The following is a 15,428-nucleotide window of genomic DNA, read 5'->3' as shown; positions in this document are numbered from 1 at the left end:
CCGGGCGGGGACGCCTCAGCCGAGGTCGCCGGTGCGGGCCTGCCGCCACAGGTCGACGTCGCCGTCGACGACCGCGTACGTGTCGATCTCGGCGAGTTCGTCGTCGCCGAAGGAGAGGTTCGCGAGCGCGGCCACGTTCTCCTCCAGCTGCTCGGGGCGGGAGGCGCCGATCACCAGGGAGGTGACGCGCGGGTCGCGCAGCGCCCAGGCGAGCGCCATCTGCGCGAGGCTCTGGCCCCGGCGGGCGGCGATGTCGTTCAGGGCCCGCAACCGCCGGACGGTGTCCTCGGTGAGCCAGCCGGTCGCGAAGGACTTGCCCTGGGTGGCGCGGGACCCCTCGGGCACGCCGTCGAGGTAACGGCCGGTCAGCAGCCCCTGGGCGAGCGCGGTGAACCCGATGACGCCGAAGCCCTCGTCGGCGGCCGCGTCGAGCAGCCCCTCGGTCTCGATCCACCGGTTGAGCATGTTGTACGACGGCTGGTGGATGAGCAGGGGCGTGCCCAGGTCGCGGAGGATCGCCGCGGCCTGCCGGGAGCGTTCGGCGTCGTAGGAGGAGATGCCGACGTACAGGGCCTTGCCCTGGCGCACCGCCGTGTCCAGCGCCGTCATGGTCTCCTCCAGCGGGGTGGAGGCGTCCAGGCGGTGGGAGTAGAAGATGTCGACGTAGTCGAGACCCGTGCGCTTCAGGGACTGGTCGAGGGAGGCGAGCACGTACTTGCGGGAGCCGCCGCCCTGGCCGTAGGGGCCCGGCCACATGTCCCACCCGGCCTTGGTGGAGATCACCAGCTCGTCGCGGTACGGCGACAGGTCCTGCCGCATGATCCGGCCGAAGTTGATCTCGGCGGAGCCGTAGGGCGGGCCGTAGTTGTTGGCGAGGTCGTGGTGGGTGATGCCGAGGTCGAAGGCGCGCAGGGCGATCCGCCGCTGGGTCTCGAACGGCTTGTCGTCGCCGAAGTTGTGCCAGTAGCCCAGGGACAGCGCGGGCAGGTCGAGCCCGGAGCGTCCGGTGCGGCGGTAGTGCATGGTGCCGTCGTAGCGGCTGGGGTCCGCGACGTGGTTCATGGGTGTTCTCCGGTGGGAAGCGGGGGCCGGGCGGCCCGTGACGGGGAGGTCAGCCGGTGGCGGTGCCGAACCACCGGGGCAACCGGTCGTACAGGTCCTGCTGGTCGTCACCGGCCCATGCCACGTGCCCGTCGGGCCGCAGCAGCATCGCGGGCACCGTCAGTTTCTCACCGTCGTCGACGACGTGATCCACCCGGTCCGACCAGCCCTTCACCGACAGCCGGCCGGTACGGTCGAGGAGCAGCCCGCGGCCGGAGCGCATCCGGTCGTACAGGCGTCCCCGCCCCAGTTCGACGTCCCGCATCCTGCGGCCCACCAGGTCGTGTCCCGGGCCGAAGTCGTAGCGGACGTCGAGCGCGGTGACCTTCTCGGTCAGATGCCGGCTGACGTCCTCGAACCGCATCAGTTCGGCCAGGAGCCGGCGCACCGCGCGGGGTCCGGGCTCGGTGGACAGCAGTTCCATCTGTGCGCGGGTGTTGTCCAGCACGTCGGCGGCCACCGGGTGCCGTTCGGTGTGGTAGCTGTCCAGCAGGTCCTCGGGCGCCCAGCCGTTCACCTCGGCGGCCAGCTTCCAGCCGAGGTTGAAGGCGTCCTGGATGCCGAGGTTGAGGCCCTGGCCGCCGACCGGGGGGTGGATGTGCGCCGCGTCGCCGGCCAGCAGCACCCGGCCGGTCCGGTAGCGCTCGGCCAGCCGGGTGGCGTCGCCGAAGCGGGACAGCCAGCGCGGTGAGTGCACACCGAAGTCGGTGCCGGCCCACTCCCGCAGCCGCTGCTTGAACTCCTCCAGGCCCGGCGGGACCGACCGGTCCTCGGCGAGGCCCGCGGCGGGTACGACGACGCGGTAGATCCCGTCGCCGACGGGTCCGAGGCCGAACCGCTTCTGGGTCCGGCGGACCTCCGCCACCCGGGCGGCGACCGCCTCGGGCTCCGCGGTCACGCTCATCTCGCCGATCAGCGTCTCGTGGGCGGCGGGCTCGCCGGGGAAGCCGACGCCGAGCAGTCCCCGCACCGTGCTGCGGCCGCCGTCGCAGCCCACGAGATAGCGGGAGCGCAGCCGCGTGCCGTCGGCGAGTTCGGCGGTCACCCCGTGTTCGTCCTGGCTCAGGCCGACCAGTTCGCGGCCGCGGACGACCTCGGCGCCGAGTTCGGTGGCGCGCTCGGCCAGCAGGCGGTCGGTGACCGGCTGCGGGATGCCGAGGACGTAGCCGTGTGCAGTGTCCAGCGTGATCGGCGCGGGCTTCTCGATGGCGGCGAAGAAGCCGCCGACCGGGTACCGGCGGCCGTGTTCGAGGAAGCGATCCAGCAGGCCCCGCTGGTCCATCACCTCGATGCTGCGCACGTGCAGGCCGAGTGAGCGCACCACCCGGGTCGGCTCGGGCTCCTTGTCCAGCACCCGCACCTGTACGCCGTGCAGTCGCAGTTCGCCGGCCAGCATCAGGCCGGTCGGTCCGCCGCCGACGACGAGCACGTCGATCATGAGTCCCCCAGGGAGCGACATCGCAGGGTGAGGCCGCCCGCAGTACGCGAGCGGCGGTCGAGGGCGACGATTCTGCGCCAGGTGGGGGCCCTTGCCGCAAGGCCCCCGGTGGGCTATAGCTTGAGAGTGGCAGGAGGAACACGTTTCCCCTGCCCTTTTCGCTCACCGGGCAGGCCCCGGTCCTCGGACCGCGCCTCCTCGGCACTCCCGCTGCCGCCGCCGACGGTGACCTCGGCACGGCCCGGCACCCGGTCGGCCCCATTCGCCCCGCTTGCGAGGGTCGGGCGGCGGCGGAGACTGATACCGACGACGGCACTCCGGACGGTAGCCCCTGGGCGTCAGCCACTCCCCGAAGAAAGGCAGCTCCATGACGGACACCCCGCCTGCCACCACCACGGACTCCGGAGCACCGGCGGAGAGCGACGAACACTCGCTCACCGCGGGTCCGGCGGGTCCGGTCCTCCTCCAGGACGCCTACCTCATCGAACAGATGGCGCAGTTCAACCGGGAGCGCATCCCCGAGCGCCAGCCGCACGCGAAGGGCAGCGGCGCCTTCGGCCACTTCGAAGTGACGCACGACGTGAGCGCCTACACCAAGGCGGCCGTCTTCCAGCCGGGCACCCGCACCGACCTGGTCGCCCGCTTCTCGACCGTCGCGGGCGAGCGCGGCAGCCCGGACACCTGGCGCGACCCGCGCGGCTTCGCGGTGAAGTTCTACACCAGCCAGGGCAACTACGACATGGTCGGCAACAACACGCCGGTGTTCTTCGTCAAGGACCCGATGAAGTTCCAGCACTTCATCCGGTCGCAGAAGCGCCGGGCGGACAGCAACCTGCGCGACCACGACATGCAGTGGGACTTCTGGACCCTCTCGCCGGAGTCGGCGCACCAGGTCACCTGGCTCATGGGGGACCGCGGCATCCCGCGCACCTGGCGCCACATGAACGGCTACACCTCCCACACCTACATGTGGATCAACGCCTCCGGCGAGCGCTTCTGGGTGAAGTACCACTTCAAGACGGACCAGGGCATCGAGTTCTTCACCCAGCACGAGGCCGACCAGATGGCGGCGGCCGACACCGACTACCACATGCGGGACCTCTTCGAGCACATCCGCGACGGCGACTTCCCGAGCTGGACGCTGCACGTGCAGGTCATGCCGTACGAGGAGGCCGCGGGCTACCGGTTCAACCCCTTCGACCTGACGAAGGTGTGGCCGCACGGCGACTACCCCCTCATCCCGGTCGGCCGTATGACGCTGGACCGGAACCCGACGGACAACCACGCCGAGATCGAGCAGGCCGCCTTCCAGCCCAACAACCTGGTCCCCGGTATCGGCCCGAGCCCGGACCGCATGCTGCTGGCCCGGCTCTTCTCGTACGCCGACGCGCACCGCTACCGGATCGGCGCGAACTACCAGCAACTGCCCGTGAACGCCCCGGTGGTCGACGTCCGCACCTACTCCAAGGACGGTGCGATGGCCTACCGGAAGACGACCGACCCGGTCTACGCGCCGAACTCCAAGGGGGGTCCGGCCGCCGACACCGAGCACTTCGGCACCCCGCCCAGCTGGGAGACGGACGGGGCCATCACCCGCTCGGCCTACGTCAGCCACGCCGAGGACGACGACTGGGGGCAGCCGGGCACCCTGGTGCGGGAGGTGATGGACGACGCGGCCCGGGACCGGCTGGTCGACAACGTGGTGGACCACCTCCTGAACGAGGTGACCGAACCCGTGCTCCAGCGGGCCTTCGAGTACTGGTCGAACATCGACCGGACCATCGGTGAGCGCATCGCCAAGGGGGTGCGGGCGAAGGCGGGCGAGAAGGACTTCAAGGCCGCCGAGCAGCACAACCCGGCCCGGCGGTCCATGCAGGACAAGGCCTGACCCGTCCGCGGACTCCGGCCGGGCCGGGCACCCGGTCCGGCCGGCCGGTCAGACCTCCTGCGCCCCGAGCGCGTACAGGCCGGGCAGGTTGACCACGATCGCCTCCTGGGTGCTGCGGGCGATGACGACCACCGCCTCGTCGGCGGGGTCGGGATTCTCCTCCCGGTGCGGGACGAACGGGGGGACGAAGACGTAGTCCCCGGGGGAGGTGCGCAGCCGTACCTCCTCCGGACGGTCCCCCGAGTCGTCGAGGAACACGAATTCGGGATGGCCGCTGACCACGTAGATGGCCGTCTCCGACTCACCGTGGTGGTGGTCGGAGGAGGAGGTCGACGGGGCGACGTGGGTCTGGCCCATCCACAGCTTCTCCGAGCCCACCGCGCTCCCGCTGACGGCCGCGAACCTGCGCATGCCGCCGGTCTGCGCCGTGTCGCCGTCCAGGGCACCGGCACGGATGTGGTGCAGACGGCTGCGCAGGGGGGTGACCGGCGCTCCGGGGACGTCGTGGAAGTGGGGGTGGAAGCCCTCGCCGGGGGCTGTCAACGGCTCGCTCATGCCGGGGACGCTAGAAGGGCGCCGAAAAGGATGTCAAGAGGTGTCCATTGGGCTTCACCTGCGGCAATGTTGCCGCAATGAACGCGCGCAGGCGGTGAAGGCCGCGGGCACGGCGCCCGTGTCGGGCATCATGGGCGGATGCATATCTCCGCGAAGGCGGACTACGCCACGCGGGCCCTTCTGGAGCTCGCCCGCGAACCCGCCCGCCCGCTGACCTGCGAGGCCATCGCCTCCTCGCAGCGGATCCCGTTCCGTTTCCTGAAGTCCGTCGTGGGCGAGCTGCGCCGGGCCGGACTGGTCCGCAGTCAGCGCGGCTGCGAGGGCGGCTACTGGCTCGGCCGGCCCGCCCACGAGATCACACTGCTGGACGTCTCCCGTGTCGTGGACGGCGAGTTGCTCACCCTGCGGGGCGAGGCCGTGACCCCGCTGGACTATCCCGGGGCCGCGTCCCGGCTGCCCGACGTGTGGCGCCGGATCGAGGCGGACGCCGCGGCCGTCCTCGGCGGCGTGACGGTGGCGTCCCTGCTGCCGGAAGGCGACGCGTTCGCCGGAGCGGGCGAGGCACCGGCCGGGAAGGGTGCCGCGTGACGGCGGTGCCGGACGGGGTGCGCGCCGCGGCGCCGGGGACGACGGAGGTGGTCGAGTACACCGATCCGCTCTGCCCGTGGGCATGGGGCTCCGAGCCCGTCTTCCGCCGGCTGCGCGCTGCCCTGCCCGCCGGGGTCCGGTGGCGCCGGGTGTTCTGCATCCTCTTCGACGAGGACGACGATCCCGCCCCCGACCCCGCCGCCGAGACGGCCTGGTACGCGCGGTACGTGGAGGACGTCACCCGCCACACCGGCGCCCCCCGGGCAGCACGGCTGCACCGGGTGGCCGCGAGTTCGTGGCCGGCCTCGCTCGTCGCCAAGGCCGCCGAGGCACAGGGGACACAGGTCGCCGAGCGGGTGCTGCGCCGGTTGCGGGAGACGGTCTTCGTCCTCGGTCAGCCGGCCGACACGCACGAACTGGCGCTCGCCGCGGTACGGGGGGTCCCGGGCCTGGACCCGGTCCGGTTGTCCGCGGACGCGCTGTCCGACGCCGTACGGGAGCGGGTGCGGGCGGACCGGAGCGAGGCGCGGCGGCCGGTACCCGAGGCCCGGTCGGTGCCGGGCGGTTCGCCGCACCCCGGTGCCGCCAAGGAGACCGAGGACGGCGGTTACCGGTACGCGCTGCCGACGGTGCTGGTCCGGGCGCCGGGCGGCCACCGGCTGGTTCCGGGGCTGCGTCCCTGCGAGGCGTACGAGAGCGCGGTCGGCGAGATGTGCGCGGCGCCGTTGCCGGCCGTGCGGCTGTCGCCGGACGAGGCACTGCTGCGCCACCGGACCCTGACCGGGCCCGAATTGGCGTTGTTGACGGGTGGTCGGAAACCCCCGGTGCGGGGGGTCCGCCTTGAGACGGGCAACGGGCCGCTGTGGCTGCATCCGGAGGAGGCCGCGACCCATCCGGCGACCCGCCCCGCCTCCCCCACCGCGCGGTGACAGCGCCCTGAACTGCGAGAGGAGCCCTGTCCCGCCCAATGAGACACCAATTGGTGTCCATTGACAGCGCTCATGACTGCCACCAGGATGTGCAGCATGCTCACGACGCACCCCGCCGTGGTGTGCCGCTACGTGGACCTGCGGCGCACCTGTAGCGCTCTCTGTCACTGACCGACCGCCGCGATCGGCCCGACGGCGCCTGATCCTGCGGTTCGGCGCGGCCCGCCGCCGCTCGGCACCGCTGGCCCGCCGCCCGTGCCGCCCCCCCCTCTCGGCGTCTCTCCGTGCGCTCCGCTCCTTCGTCCTCTCCCCCCCGGACGCCGCCCGCGGCGCGCCCCGCGCCGCGCCCAGCCCTGCCCGTCACCCCGGCGCGCCTGATTTGACGTCAAGTGTGCCCGTGGGGTCCCGCCTTGCCCCGTAGCCGCGCCCCGGCCTGCCCGGAAACGGCCGGGGACCGTCACAGAAAGTACGAGATGCCCGGACGACTCACGCCCCGCCGCCCCGGACCGCAGCGCCGATCCGGCCGACTGCGCGGCACCGCACTCGGCGCCGCCCTCGCCACCGTGTTCGTCCCCGCCCTCAGCGCGTGCGGCGGTGACGCGGTCTCCGCGAGCGGCGACGCCACCCTCAAGTGGACCTCCACCTACTTCCCGGCGCACTGGGACCCCGTAGTCGGGGGAAGTGGCGCCCAGTTCCGTGAACTCTCCCTGGTGTACGCCTCGTTGACCCGTACCGATGCCACCGGCAAGGCCGTTCCCGACCTGGCGGAGAGCTGGGAGTACAACGACAGGGGCGACCAGATCACCTTCCACCTGCGCCCCGGACTGAAGTTCAGCGACGGCGAACCGGTGAACGGCGCCGCCGTCAAGGCGGCCGTCGAACGAGCCCAGAAGCAGAAGAACTCGGCGCTCTTCGGCGACCTCACCTCGATCGATTCGGTGGACGCCAAGGGCCTGGACGCCACCGTCCACCTCAACCAGGTCGACTACCAGATACCGCAGTTGCTCGGCCAGCGAGTCCTCCAGATCGCGAGCCCCAAGGCCGCCGCCGCGCCGGAGAAGCTGGACCAGAACCCGGTCGGCGCCGGTCCGTTCACCGTCACCCGGATCGTCCCCGGGACCAAGGCGGTGCTGAAGAAGAACCCGGACTACTGGGACGCCGAGAACATCCACATCGACAACGTCGAGCTGACCTCCGCGCCCGACGCCTCCACGGTCGTCTCCGGACTGCAGACCGGCGTGTACAACTTCGCCGACATCGACCCCGGTCAGGCGGACGCCGCGAAGAAGGCCGGCCTCGACGTCTTCGTCCAGCCCGGCTTCAACGCCTCCAACATCAGCCTGAACATCAACAAGGCGCCGTTCGACAACGACAAGGTCGTCGACGCCGTGCGCCACGCCGTCAACCGCCAGGAGTTCGTCGACAAACTGACCTTCGGCTACGGCGAGGCGACCGACCAGCCGTTCCCCAAGGGCTACGTGGCCTACGACCCCGAGTCCGAGGACGCCTACCCCTACGACCCCGCCAAGTCGAGGAAGCTGCTCGCCGAGGCCGGCTACCGGGCCGGCGACATCAAGCTCGACCTGGTCGTTCCGGAGGAGGACCCACAGGCCGAGATCGTGCAGTCGCAGCTGGCGAAGGTGGGCATCACCGTCGACATCAGGATAGACAAGAACTGGGCCACGCCGTTCTTCGCCAAGGACCTCACCTTCTCGCTCTACGGCACCACCGGCCGTGACTCCGCACTCCAGACGCTCACCGCCCACTTCGGACCCGACGGGCCGCTCAACCTCAGCTCCCCCTACGAACCGCAGGGCTTCGAGGCGGCGGTCGCCAAGGTCCGGCAGACCCCGCTGGACGCGCCCCGGTACCCCGAGGTGCTGCGGGCCGCGACACGGGCGGGCCTGGCCAGCAAGGCCCTGGTCTTCACCTACTCCTCGCCCAACCTCGTCGCCAAGAGCAAGTCGGTCTCCGACCTGCCGAAGAACCCCGCCCACATCGACTGGACCGGCGTGACCATCGGCGGCAAGGGGGCGACCCCGTGACGGCCGGCCGGACGCTGGGCCGGGTCCTGGTCACCCTCGCCCGATCGGTCGCGATCTTCGTGCCGGTGTTCCTGGTGGGGACGTTCGTGACCTTCGCGCTGCGCTCGATGAGCGGCCTCAGTCCCGCCCGGATCCAGCTGGGCGAGGAGGCCACGCCCGAGGCGATCGCCCGGGTCGAGGAGCAGTGGGGCCTGGACCGCCCGTTCCTGGTCCAGTACGGCGACTGGATCGGCGGTGTTCTGCACGGGCAGCTCGGTGCGAGCTGGACGAACGGCGCCGACATCGCCACGCTCATCGGCCTCGGTCTCGGCGTCAGTCTCTCCGTCGCCACGTTCGCGCTGGTGATCGGCGTGGTGGCGGGCTTCGCGCTCGGCACGCTCGCGGCGCTGCGCCGCACCACGTGGGTGGACCGGGCGGTCACCGGGTTCGTCACGGTGATCTCGGTGATGCCCGCGTTCGTGGTCGGCATCGTGCTGGTCGCGGTCCTCGCCGTACAGCTGCACCTGTTCCCCTCCGCCGGGTACGTCCCCGCCGGGCAGGGCCTCGGGCCGTGGCTCGCGCACATCACGCTGCCCGCGCTGGCACTGAGCCTCGACGTCGTCGCCGACGTCGCGCGTCAATTGCGCTCCAGTCTCGTCGCCGCGTACCGGGAGAACTACGTGACGGGTGCGCTCGTGAGGGGGCTGAGCCCACGGCGGATCTTCTTCGTGCACGTGCTGCGCAACGGCCTGGGACCGGCGCTCGCCACCCTCGGCCTGAAATTCCCGTCCCTGGTCGGCGCGTCCGTCGTCACCGAGTGGATCTTCGGTCTGCAGGGCTTCGGACGGTTCGCCAACGACTCGGCGCAGGCCGGTGACGTGCCGGCCGTGCAGGGGGTCCTCGTGGTGTCGATCGCGTTGGTCGTCGCCTTCAACCTCGTCGTCAACCTGGTGCTGGCGCGCGTCACGCCGGCCTCGCAGAGGGGGGTGTGAACCATGATGCGCCGCGTCCTCGCCCTCACGTCCGGCCGCATTGCCGTGGCCATCCTGACGGTCGTCGCGCTGCTCGCGGTCCTCGGTCCGCTGCTCGCGCCGCAGGATCCGCTGGCCACCAGCGACAACGCTCTCGCCGCCGCGTCCGGCGGCCACTGGCTGGGCACGGACTACCTCGGCAGGGACGTACTGAGCAGACTCCTCGACGGCTCCCGGGTCAGCGTGCTCGGCGCCCTCGAAGTCGCGCTCACCGCACTGGTCGTGGGGGCGGTCCCCGGGATCCTGTCGGTGTACCTGGGCCGGGTCTTCGAGTGGGTCACCCTGCGGCTGGCCGACACACTCGTGGCCCTGCCGTTCCTGCTGTTCGCCGTCGCCGTGATCGCGCTGCTCGGCAACGGGCTGACGCAGGCGATGCTGGTGACCGGCGTGCTGGTGTCGCCCCTGTTCTACCGGGTGTCCCGCGCCGCCACCCTGGCCGTGGCCCGCTCGCAGTACGTGGAGGCGGCGCTGATCTCCGGGGCCTCGATCGGCTGGGTCGTGCGGCGCCACGTCTGGGCCAAGGTGCTCCCGCCGATCGCGGTGGCCTTCGCCCAGACCATCGGCACCGGCTTCGTCATCGTGTCGAGCCTGACCTTCCTGGGCATCGGCGTGCAGCCTCCGGAGCCTACCTGGGGCGGGCTGCTCGCCTCCGACCTCGGCTACCTCAGCCACCGGCCGTGGGCGCCGCTCACCCCGGCACTGCTGATCATGGTCACCGTCTGGGCCGGCAACCTGCTCGCGGACGCCATCCGCGACGTGTCCGGCGAGGCCGGGCGCGCCCTGCTCAAGGGCCGCGGAACCCGTGCCGGCCGGACGGACCGGACCGGACCGACCGAACCCGCTCGCGCCGGAGGTGCGTGATGACGACCGTGTCCGAGAAGCTCCTCACCAGCGCTGAACAGACCGGCGCTCCCGGCCACGCCGATCCGCCCGACCCCGCCGTGCCCCTGCTCTCCCTGCGCGACGTGCGGATCGCCGACGGCACCGACGGGCGCGAGATCGTGCACGGGGTGAGCTTCGACCTCACCCCCGTGGTCGGCATCGTCGGCGAGTCCGGCAGCGGCAAGACGCTGACCTGCCGGGCCGCGCTCGGCATCCTGCCCGAGCACTTCGCGGTCACCGGCGGCGCGGTCGAGATCGGCGGCACCGACATCTCGGCGCTCACGCCGGCGCGGTGGACCGCGCTGCGCGGGGCCACGATCAGCGCGGTCTTCCAGGACCCGGCGTCGTACCTCAACCCCTCGCTGCGGATCGGCCGGCAGATCGCGGAGGTCGTCCGGGTCAAGAAGGGCCTCGGGCGCCGCGCGGCACGGGAGCGGGTGCTCGCCCTGCTGCGGGCGGTGCACCTGCGGGACCCCGAACTCGTCCACGACCAGTACCCCTTCGAGCTGTCCGGCGGCATGCTCCAGCGCGTGCTCATCGCGGCCGCCATCGCCGCGGACCCGCGGATCCTCGTCGCCGACGAGGCCACCACCGCGCTGGACGTCACCGTGCAGGCCGAGATCCTCGACCTCCTCGCCGACCTGCGCGACCGCGCCGGGCTCGCGCTCGTCGTCGTCTCCCACGACCTGGCCGTGGTGGCCCGGTTGTGCGACGAGGTCCTGGTCATGCGGCAGGGCGAGGTGGTCGAGCAGGGACCGACCCGCAGGGTCCTGGACGATCCCCGGCACGCGTACACCCGGCTGCTGATCAGCGAGCACGAGCAGTACGGGCTGGAGAAGTTCCTCGGCCCGAACGCACCGAAGGAGATGGCGTGACCACCGAAACCCGCCCCGTCCTGGACATCACCGGGCTGGAGGTCCACTACGGCGCGCGGCGCGGGCGCCGCCGGGTCCTGCACGGCGTCTCGCTGAGCGTCGCGCCGGGTGAGACGGTCGGCCTCATCGGCGAGACGGGCTCGGGCAAGTCCACGCTCGCCCGCACCGTGCTCGGTCTGGTGCGGCCCTCCGCCGGGTCCGTGGTCGTCGCCGGCGAGGACGTCACCGCCCACGGCGCCCGCCAGTGGCGCGCGCTGCGCCGCAGCGGAGTGGTCCAGTACGTCTTCCAGGACCCGCTGCGCAGCCTCGACCCGGACCTCACCGTCGAGGCGTCACTGACCGAACCGCTGCTCGTGCGGGGCACCACCCGTCCGGAGGCGGCGGCACGGGTGCGGGCCTTCCTGCCGCGCGTGCGGCTGACCGAGGACCTGCTCGGCCGGCTGCCGGGCGAGCTGTCCGGCGGTCAGCGGCAGCGGATCGCGGTGGCCCGCGCCCTGGTCACCGAACCCCGGCTGGTCATCCTCGACGAGCCGGTCAGCGCCCTCGACTCCGCCAACCGGGTCCAGGTCCTGGAGATCCTCAAGGAGCTGCGGGCCGGCGGTGTGGCCCTCGTCTTCATCTCCCACGACCTCGGATCGGTGGCGGGGATCGCCGACCGCATCGCCGTACTGTACCGCGGCGAACTGGTCGAGGTCGGTGCCGCCCGCGACGTCGTGGGCCGGCCGGAGCACCCCTACACGCGGCTGCTGGTGGGTTCGGCGCCGATGCTGCGCGGCGCCCCGGCCGACCGTACCGAGCGCGCGGCCCTGCGCGCGCTGCTGCCCGCCTGACCGGCGCACCGCGAGTCGCCCCGCACCGGTCACCGAAGCCCCTTCATCACAGACAGGAACGAAGCATGTCCCGAAGGATCCATCTCGCCCTGCACCCCTACGGCGTCGGCGGTCCCGGCCAGCACGGCCTGTGGAAGGACCCCCGCGTCGCCAAGGACGCCAGCATCGACATCAACTACTACATCAAGCAGGCCCAGGCCGCGGAACACGCGCTGTTCGACGCCCTGTTCATCGTGGACAGCCAGTTCATCAACGCCACCTACCCGGCGCACTACCTCAACCGGCTGGAGCCGCTCACCCTGCTGTCGGCCGTCGCCACCCACACCCGGCACATCGGCCTGGTGGGCACGGCCAGTTCGACGTACAACTCGCCCTTCAACCTCGCCCGGCGATTCGCCTCGCTCGACCTCATCAGCGGCGGCCGGGCCGGCTGGAACGTCGTGACCAGCTTCGACACCGGCACCTCACGCAACTACGGGCTGGACGAGCACCTCGACTACGCCACCCGCTACGGCCGTGCCCTGGAGTTCGTGGAGGTCGCCCGCGGCCTGTGGGACTCCTACGAGGACGACGCCTTCCCGGCGGACGTGGCGCGCAACGTCTTCCTCGACCCGTCCCGGCTGCACGAACTGAACCACGAGGGCGAGCACTTCAAGGTGGCGGGGCCACTGAACATCTCGCGCTCCGCGCAGGGCCAGCCGGTCGTCTTCCAGGCGGGTGTCTCCGAGGAGGGACGCGACCTGGCCGCGCGGGTGGCCGAGGGCATCTACGCGCCGGGCGGATCGCTGGAGCAGGCCCAGGAGTACTACGCCGACATCAAGAAGCGGACCGCCGCGTACGGCCGGGACCCCGACCACATCAAGATCTTCATCCACGGCGGTCCCGTCGTCGCCACCACCGACGAGGCTGCCCGGCGCCGCGAGCGGGAGATCTTCGAGGAGGACAACGACTTCGACCGTCATCTGGCGCTCCTCGGACGCTCCTTCGGGGCCTACGACTTCAGCGTGCACGACCTGGACGCGCCGTTCCCGGACGTCGCCCACCTCGCCGAGAAGGGCGGCCGGACGGGCGCCGCAAAGATCATCGAGCGAGCCCGCAAGGAGAACCTGACGCTGCGCCAGGTCGCGCAGTCCGTCGCCGAGTTCCGCCGCTCTCCCTTCGTCGGGGCGCCGGAGACCGTCGCCGACACGATCGAGCGGTGGTTCGACGCCAGCACCTTCGACGGGATCAACCTCGCCTTCCGCACCCAGGACGAACTGGACCTCTTCGTGGACGGCGTGGTGCCGATCCTGCAGAAGCGGGACCTGTTCCGCACCGAGTACGAGGCCGACACGCTCCGCGGCAACCTGGGCCTGCCGGTCCCCGCCAACCGGCACAGCCTCGAACGCTCCGCCGTGAACGGCTGAGGCGCCCCGCATGACCAGTGACCGACCTCGCTTCAGACTGGGCTTCCTCACCCACGTCCAGAGCCGCGACACCGACCTCGCCCGCACCTACCGCAACGCCCAGGAACTCTTCGTGGTCGCCGACGAACTCGGCTTCGACGTCGGTTGGGTGGCCCAGCACCATGTACCGCTCGGCGGCGGCGGACTCTCCTCGCCGTGGACCTTCCTCGCGCACGCCGCCGCGCGCACCACCCGGATCCGGCTCGGCACGGCCGTCACGGTACTCCCGCTGGAGGACCCGGTGCGCCTCGCCGAGGACGTCGCGACCGTCGACGCGCTCAGCGGCGGGCGGGTGGAACTCGGCGTGGGCAGTGGCTCCGGCGACCTGGAGTACGCCGCCTTCGGGCGGGACGCGGCCCGCAAACGCGAACTGACCAGCGAGCACCTGGACGTCCTGCGGCGCGCCCTGAACAACGAGGAGGTGGGCGCCCCGGGCTTCCGTGTCCAGCCCGCGGCCGGCGACTTCACCGACCGGATCTGGCAGGGCGTCTTCAGCCGGGACGGAGCGGCGTACGCGGCGGGCGGCGGCTCCCACCTGCTGCTCAACCGGGCCGCCTACGGCCACGACGCGCCCACCGACGAGGTGCAGCGTCCCTGGGCCGAAGCCTTCCTCGCCGCCTGGGACCGTCCCCGCAGGCCGCGCATCGGCCTGTCCAGGCTGGTCTTCCCGGCGAAGGACCGCCGTACGGCGCTGCGGCACATCGGGCAGGACGTGCACCGTGCGGCGCTGCGCATGGCGGAGCACGGGGCGTTCCCCAAGGGGCTCGACGCGGACGAGGCGCTGCGCCGCTTCCACGCCTTCCACGGCTCACCCGAGGAGATCGTCGCGGCGTTCCGGCAGGAGAAGGTCCTCCCCCTCGCGACCGATCTGATCACCCAGTTCAATCCCGCAGTGCCCGACCACGACGCCACGGTCCGCGCGCTGGAACTCATCGCGACCGAGGTGGCGCCCGCCCTCGGCTGGAGCCCGGCCGCCCGCGTCCAGCCCGCATCCGCAGGAGTCTGACATGACCGACCACACCGACCACCACGCCCCCGAGGGCCTGCGCACCCGCGGCACCGTCGTCGTGGTGCCCGGCCGCGGCGAGACCCGGGCGACCTACGGACGTCTCGCGGCCCGACTCGCGGCCGACGCCTACCGCGTCCGCGTCGTCGACGCACCGGACCTGGACGCCCACGGCTTCGAGGCCCCCGGCGGCCCGGATGCCGCGCTCACCCGCTTCGGCGCCCTGCTGGCGGAGGCGGTCGAGGGCGCCGCGGGTCCCGAGGGCGTCACGGAACCCGTCGTGCTGCTCGGCGCGGATGCCGGTGCCGTGGCGCTCGCCGCGCACCTCGGGCGGACCGGACGGCTGCCCGGCGGGCGGCGCCCCGACGCCGTCGTCCTCGCCGGGCTGCCCGGCCGTACGGCCCCCGGCGTCGGCACCTGGGACGAGGAGTTGGACGTACGCACCTCCTGCCCCGCGCACCGCGGCACGCTGAGCGACGACACCGCCGTGCGGCGCGGATCGCTGGGCGAGGCGCTCCCTGACGCGCTGCTCACGGCCGCCTACGACGCCGAACTCGGAGTGCCCGCGCTGTTCCTGGTCGGCGACGCGGACCCGCTCGCGGACCGGGACGCCCTCGTCCATACGGCCAAGTCCCTGTCCCGGGCCCGCCTCTCGGTGGTCCGCGGCGCCCATCACGACGTCCTCAACGACGTGCAGCACCGTTCGGTGGCCGCCGAGATCGTGACATTCCTGGAGTCCCTGCGCAACGAACTGGTGCCGGTGGTCGCCGTGGAGACCAGCGCCTGGTGAGTCCCGTGACCGCCCGCCCCCTCCGACCCCCGACCGCGAAAGGGTG

General features: G+C 72.2%; 14 protein-coding genes. 11 read left to right on the top strand and 3 right to left on the bottom strand.

The features are described from left to right. Window positions 1–15: 15 nt before the first annotated feature. The gene (gene mgrA / locus ACZ56V_RS10175) at window positions 16–1,062 is read right to left on the bottom strand and encodes an L-glyceraldehyde 3-phosphate reductase (RefSeq protein ID WP_468940868.1); all 1,047 of its coding nucleotides are present in this window, start codon (window positions 1,060–1,062) and stop codon (window positions 16–18) included. A 49-nt stretch (window positions 1,063–1,111) separates the two neighbouring features. Further along, complete coding sequence (gene rox, locus ACZ56V_RS10170) at window positions 1,112–2,539, bottom strand: rifampin monooxygenase (protein WP_398909773.1); 1,428 nt, start codon at window positions 2,537–2,539, stop codon at window positions 1,112–1,114. Between the two features lie 367 nt (window positions 2,540–2,906). Here rox and ACZ56V_RS10165 point away from each other — a divergent pair, with 367 nt between their 5' ends. Then, a complete protein-coding gene (locus ACZ56V_RS10165) occupies window positions 2,907–4,427 on the top strand; it encodes a catalase (protein ID WP_467379185.1) in 1,521 nt (506 codons plus the stop codon). A 48-nt stretch (window positions 4,428–4,475) separates the two neighbouring features. Here ACZ56V_RS10165 and ACZ56V_RS10160 read toward each other — a convergent pair whose 3' ends face one another. Further along, window positions 4,476–4,982: a cupin domain-containing protein gene (locus ACZ56V_RS10160; RefSeq protein ID WP_467379184.1), complete on the bottom strand. Its 507-nt coding sequence runs from the start codon at window positions 4,980–4,982 to the stop codon at window positions 4,476–4,478. A 138-nt stretch (window positions 4,983–5,120) separates the two neighbouring features. Here ACZ56V_RS10160 and ACZ56V_RS10155 point away from each other — a divergent pair, with 138 nt between their 5' ends. The 10 genes from ACZ56V_RS10155 to ACZ56V_RS10110 all read left to right on the top strand — a co-directional run bounded on the left by ACZ56V_RS10155 (window position 5,121) and on the right by ACZ56V_RS10110 (window position 15,382). Then, window positions 5,121–5,570 carry an RrF2 family transcriptional regulator gene (locus ACZ56V_RS10155; RefSeq protein WP_467379183.1) on the top strand — a complete coding sequence of 150 codons (450 nt, stop codon included), beginning with the start codon at window positions 5,121–5,123 and terminating at the stop codon, window positions 5,568–5,570. Next, window positions 5,567–6,499 carry a DsbA family oxidoreductase gene (locus ACZ56V_RS10150; RefSeq protein ID WP_468940862.1) on the top strand — a complete coding sequence of 311 codons (933 nt, stop codon included), beginning with the start codon at window positions 5,567–5,569 and terminating at the stop codon, window positions 6,497–6,499. Before ACZ56V_RS10155 ends, ACZ56V_RS10150 begins: the two co-directional genes overlap by 4 nt. A gap of 473 nt (window positions 6,500–6,972) precedes the next feature. After that, window positions 6,973–8,544, top strand: coding sequence for an ABC transporter substrate-binding protein (locus ACZ56V_RS10145; RefSeq protein WP_468940859.1), 1,572 nt, complete (start codon window positions 6,973–6,975; stop codon window positions 8,542–8,544). Then, a complete protein-coding gene (locus ACZ56V_RS10140) occupies window positions 8,541–9,515 on the top strand; it encodes an ABC transporter permease (protein ID WP_467379180.1) in 975 nt (324 codons plus the stop codon). Before ACZ56V_RS10145 ends, ACZ56V_RS10140 begins: the two co-directional genes overlap by 4 nt. Window positions 9,516–9,518: 3 nt before the next feature. Continuing rightward, window positions 9,519–10,415: an ABC transporter permease gene (locus ACZ56V_RS10135; protein ID WP_467379179.1), complete on the top strand. Its 897-nt coding sequence runs from the start codon at window positions 9,519–9,521 to the stop codon at window positions 10,413–10,415. Beyond that, a complete protein-coding gene (locus ACZ56V_RS10130) occupies window positions 10,415–11,311 on the top strand; it encodes an ABC transporter ATP-binding protein (protein WP_468940854.1) in 897 nt (298 codons plus the stop codon). Before ACZ56V_RS10135 ends, ACZ56V_RS10130 begins: the two co-directional genes overlap by 1 nt. Further along, complete coding sequence (locus ACZ56V_RS10125) at window positions 11,308–12,141, top strand: ABC transporter ATP-binding protein (RefSeq protein WP_467379177.1); 834 nt, start codon at window positions 11,308–11,310, stop codon at window positions 12,139–12,141. The genes ACZ56V_RS10130 and ACZ56V_RS10125 overlap by 4 nt, the downstream gene beginning before the upstream one ends. 65 nt (window positions 12,142–12,206) lie before the next feature. Further along, window positions 12,207–13,547, top strand: a complete 1,341-nt coding sequence (locus ACZ56V_RS10120) for an NtaA/DmoA family FMN-dependent monooxygenase (protein ID WP_467379176.1) — start codon at window positions 12,207–12,209, stop codon at window positions 13,545–13,547. A 10-nt stretch (window positions 13,548–13,557) separates the two neighbouring features. Next, window positions 13,558–14,592 carry an LLM class flavin-dependent oxidoreductase gene (locus tag ACZ56V_RS10115; RefSeq protein WP_468940850.1) on the top strand — a complete coding sequence of 345 codons (1,035 nt, stop codon included), beginning with the start codon at window positions 13,558–13,560 and terminating at the stop codon, window positions 14,590–14,592. A gap of 1 nt (window position 14,593) precedes the next feature. Beyond that, window positions 14,594–15,382 carry a serine aminopeptidase domain-containing protein gene (locus ACZ56V_RS10110; RefSeq protein ID WP_468940847.1) on the top strand — a complete coding sequence of 263 codons (789 nt, stop codon included), beginning with the start codon at window positions 14,594–14,596 and terminating at the stop codon, window positions 15,380–15,382. Window positions 15,383–15,428: the final 46 nt, after the last annotated feature.

It is taken from the genome of Streptomyces sp. NPDC034099, assembly GCF_055575415.1.
The sequence above is the reverse complement of the archived record's forward strand: the minus strand, read 5'-3'. Positions and strand labels throughout refer to the sequence as shown.

What these genes read in the sequence shown, in the direction of transcription:
- mgrA (WP_468940868.1), bottom strand. Translation starts at nt 1,062, where the DNA reads ATGAACCACGTCGCGGACCCCAGCCGCTACGACGGCACCATGCACTAC.
- rox (WP_398909773.1), bottom strand. Translation starts at nt 2,539, where the DNA reads ATGATCGACGTGCTCGTCGTCGGCGGCGGACCGACCGGCCTGATGCTG.
- ACZ56V_RS10165 (WP_467379185.1), top strand. Translation starts at nt 2,907, where the DNA reads ATGACGGACACCCCGCCTGCCACCACCACGGACTCCGGAGCACCGGCG.
- ACZ56V_RS10160 (WP_467379184.1), bottom strand. Translation starts at nt 4,982, where the DNA reads ATGAGCGAGCCGTTGACAGCCCCCGGCGAGGGCTTCCACCCCCACTTC.
- ACZ56V_RS10155 (WP_467379183.1), top strand. Translation starts at nt 5,121, where the DNA reads ATGCATATCTCCGCGAAGGCGGACTACGCCACGCGGGCCCTTCTGGAG.
- ACZ56V_RS10145 (WP_468940859.1), top strand. Translation starts at nt 6,973, where the DNA reads ATGCCCGGACGACTCACGCCCCGCCGCCCCGGACCGCAGCGCCGATCC.
- ACZ56V_RS10135 (WP_467379179.1), top strand. Translation starts at nt 9,519, where the DNA reads ATGATGCGCCGCGTCCTCGCCCTCACGTCCGGCCGCATTGCCGTGGCC.
- ACZ56V_RS10130 (WP_468940854.1), top strand. Translation starts at nt 10,415, where the DNA reads ATGACGACCGTGTCCGAGAAGCTCCTCACCAGCGCTGAACAGACCGGC.
- ACZ56V_RS10120 (WP_467379176.1), top strand. Translation starts at nt 12,207, where the DNA reads ATGTCCCGAAGGATCCATCTCGCCCTGCACCCCTACGGCGTCGGCGGT.
- ACZ56V_RS10115 (WP_468940850.1), top strand. Translation starts at nt 13,558, where the DNA reads ATGACCAGTGACCGACCTCGCTTCAGACTGGGCTTCCTCACCCACGTC.
- ACZ56V_RS10110 (WP_468940847.1), top strand. Translation starts at nt 14,594, where the DNA reads ATGACCGACCACACCGACCACCACGCCCCCGAGGGCCTGCGCACCCGC.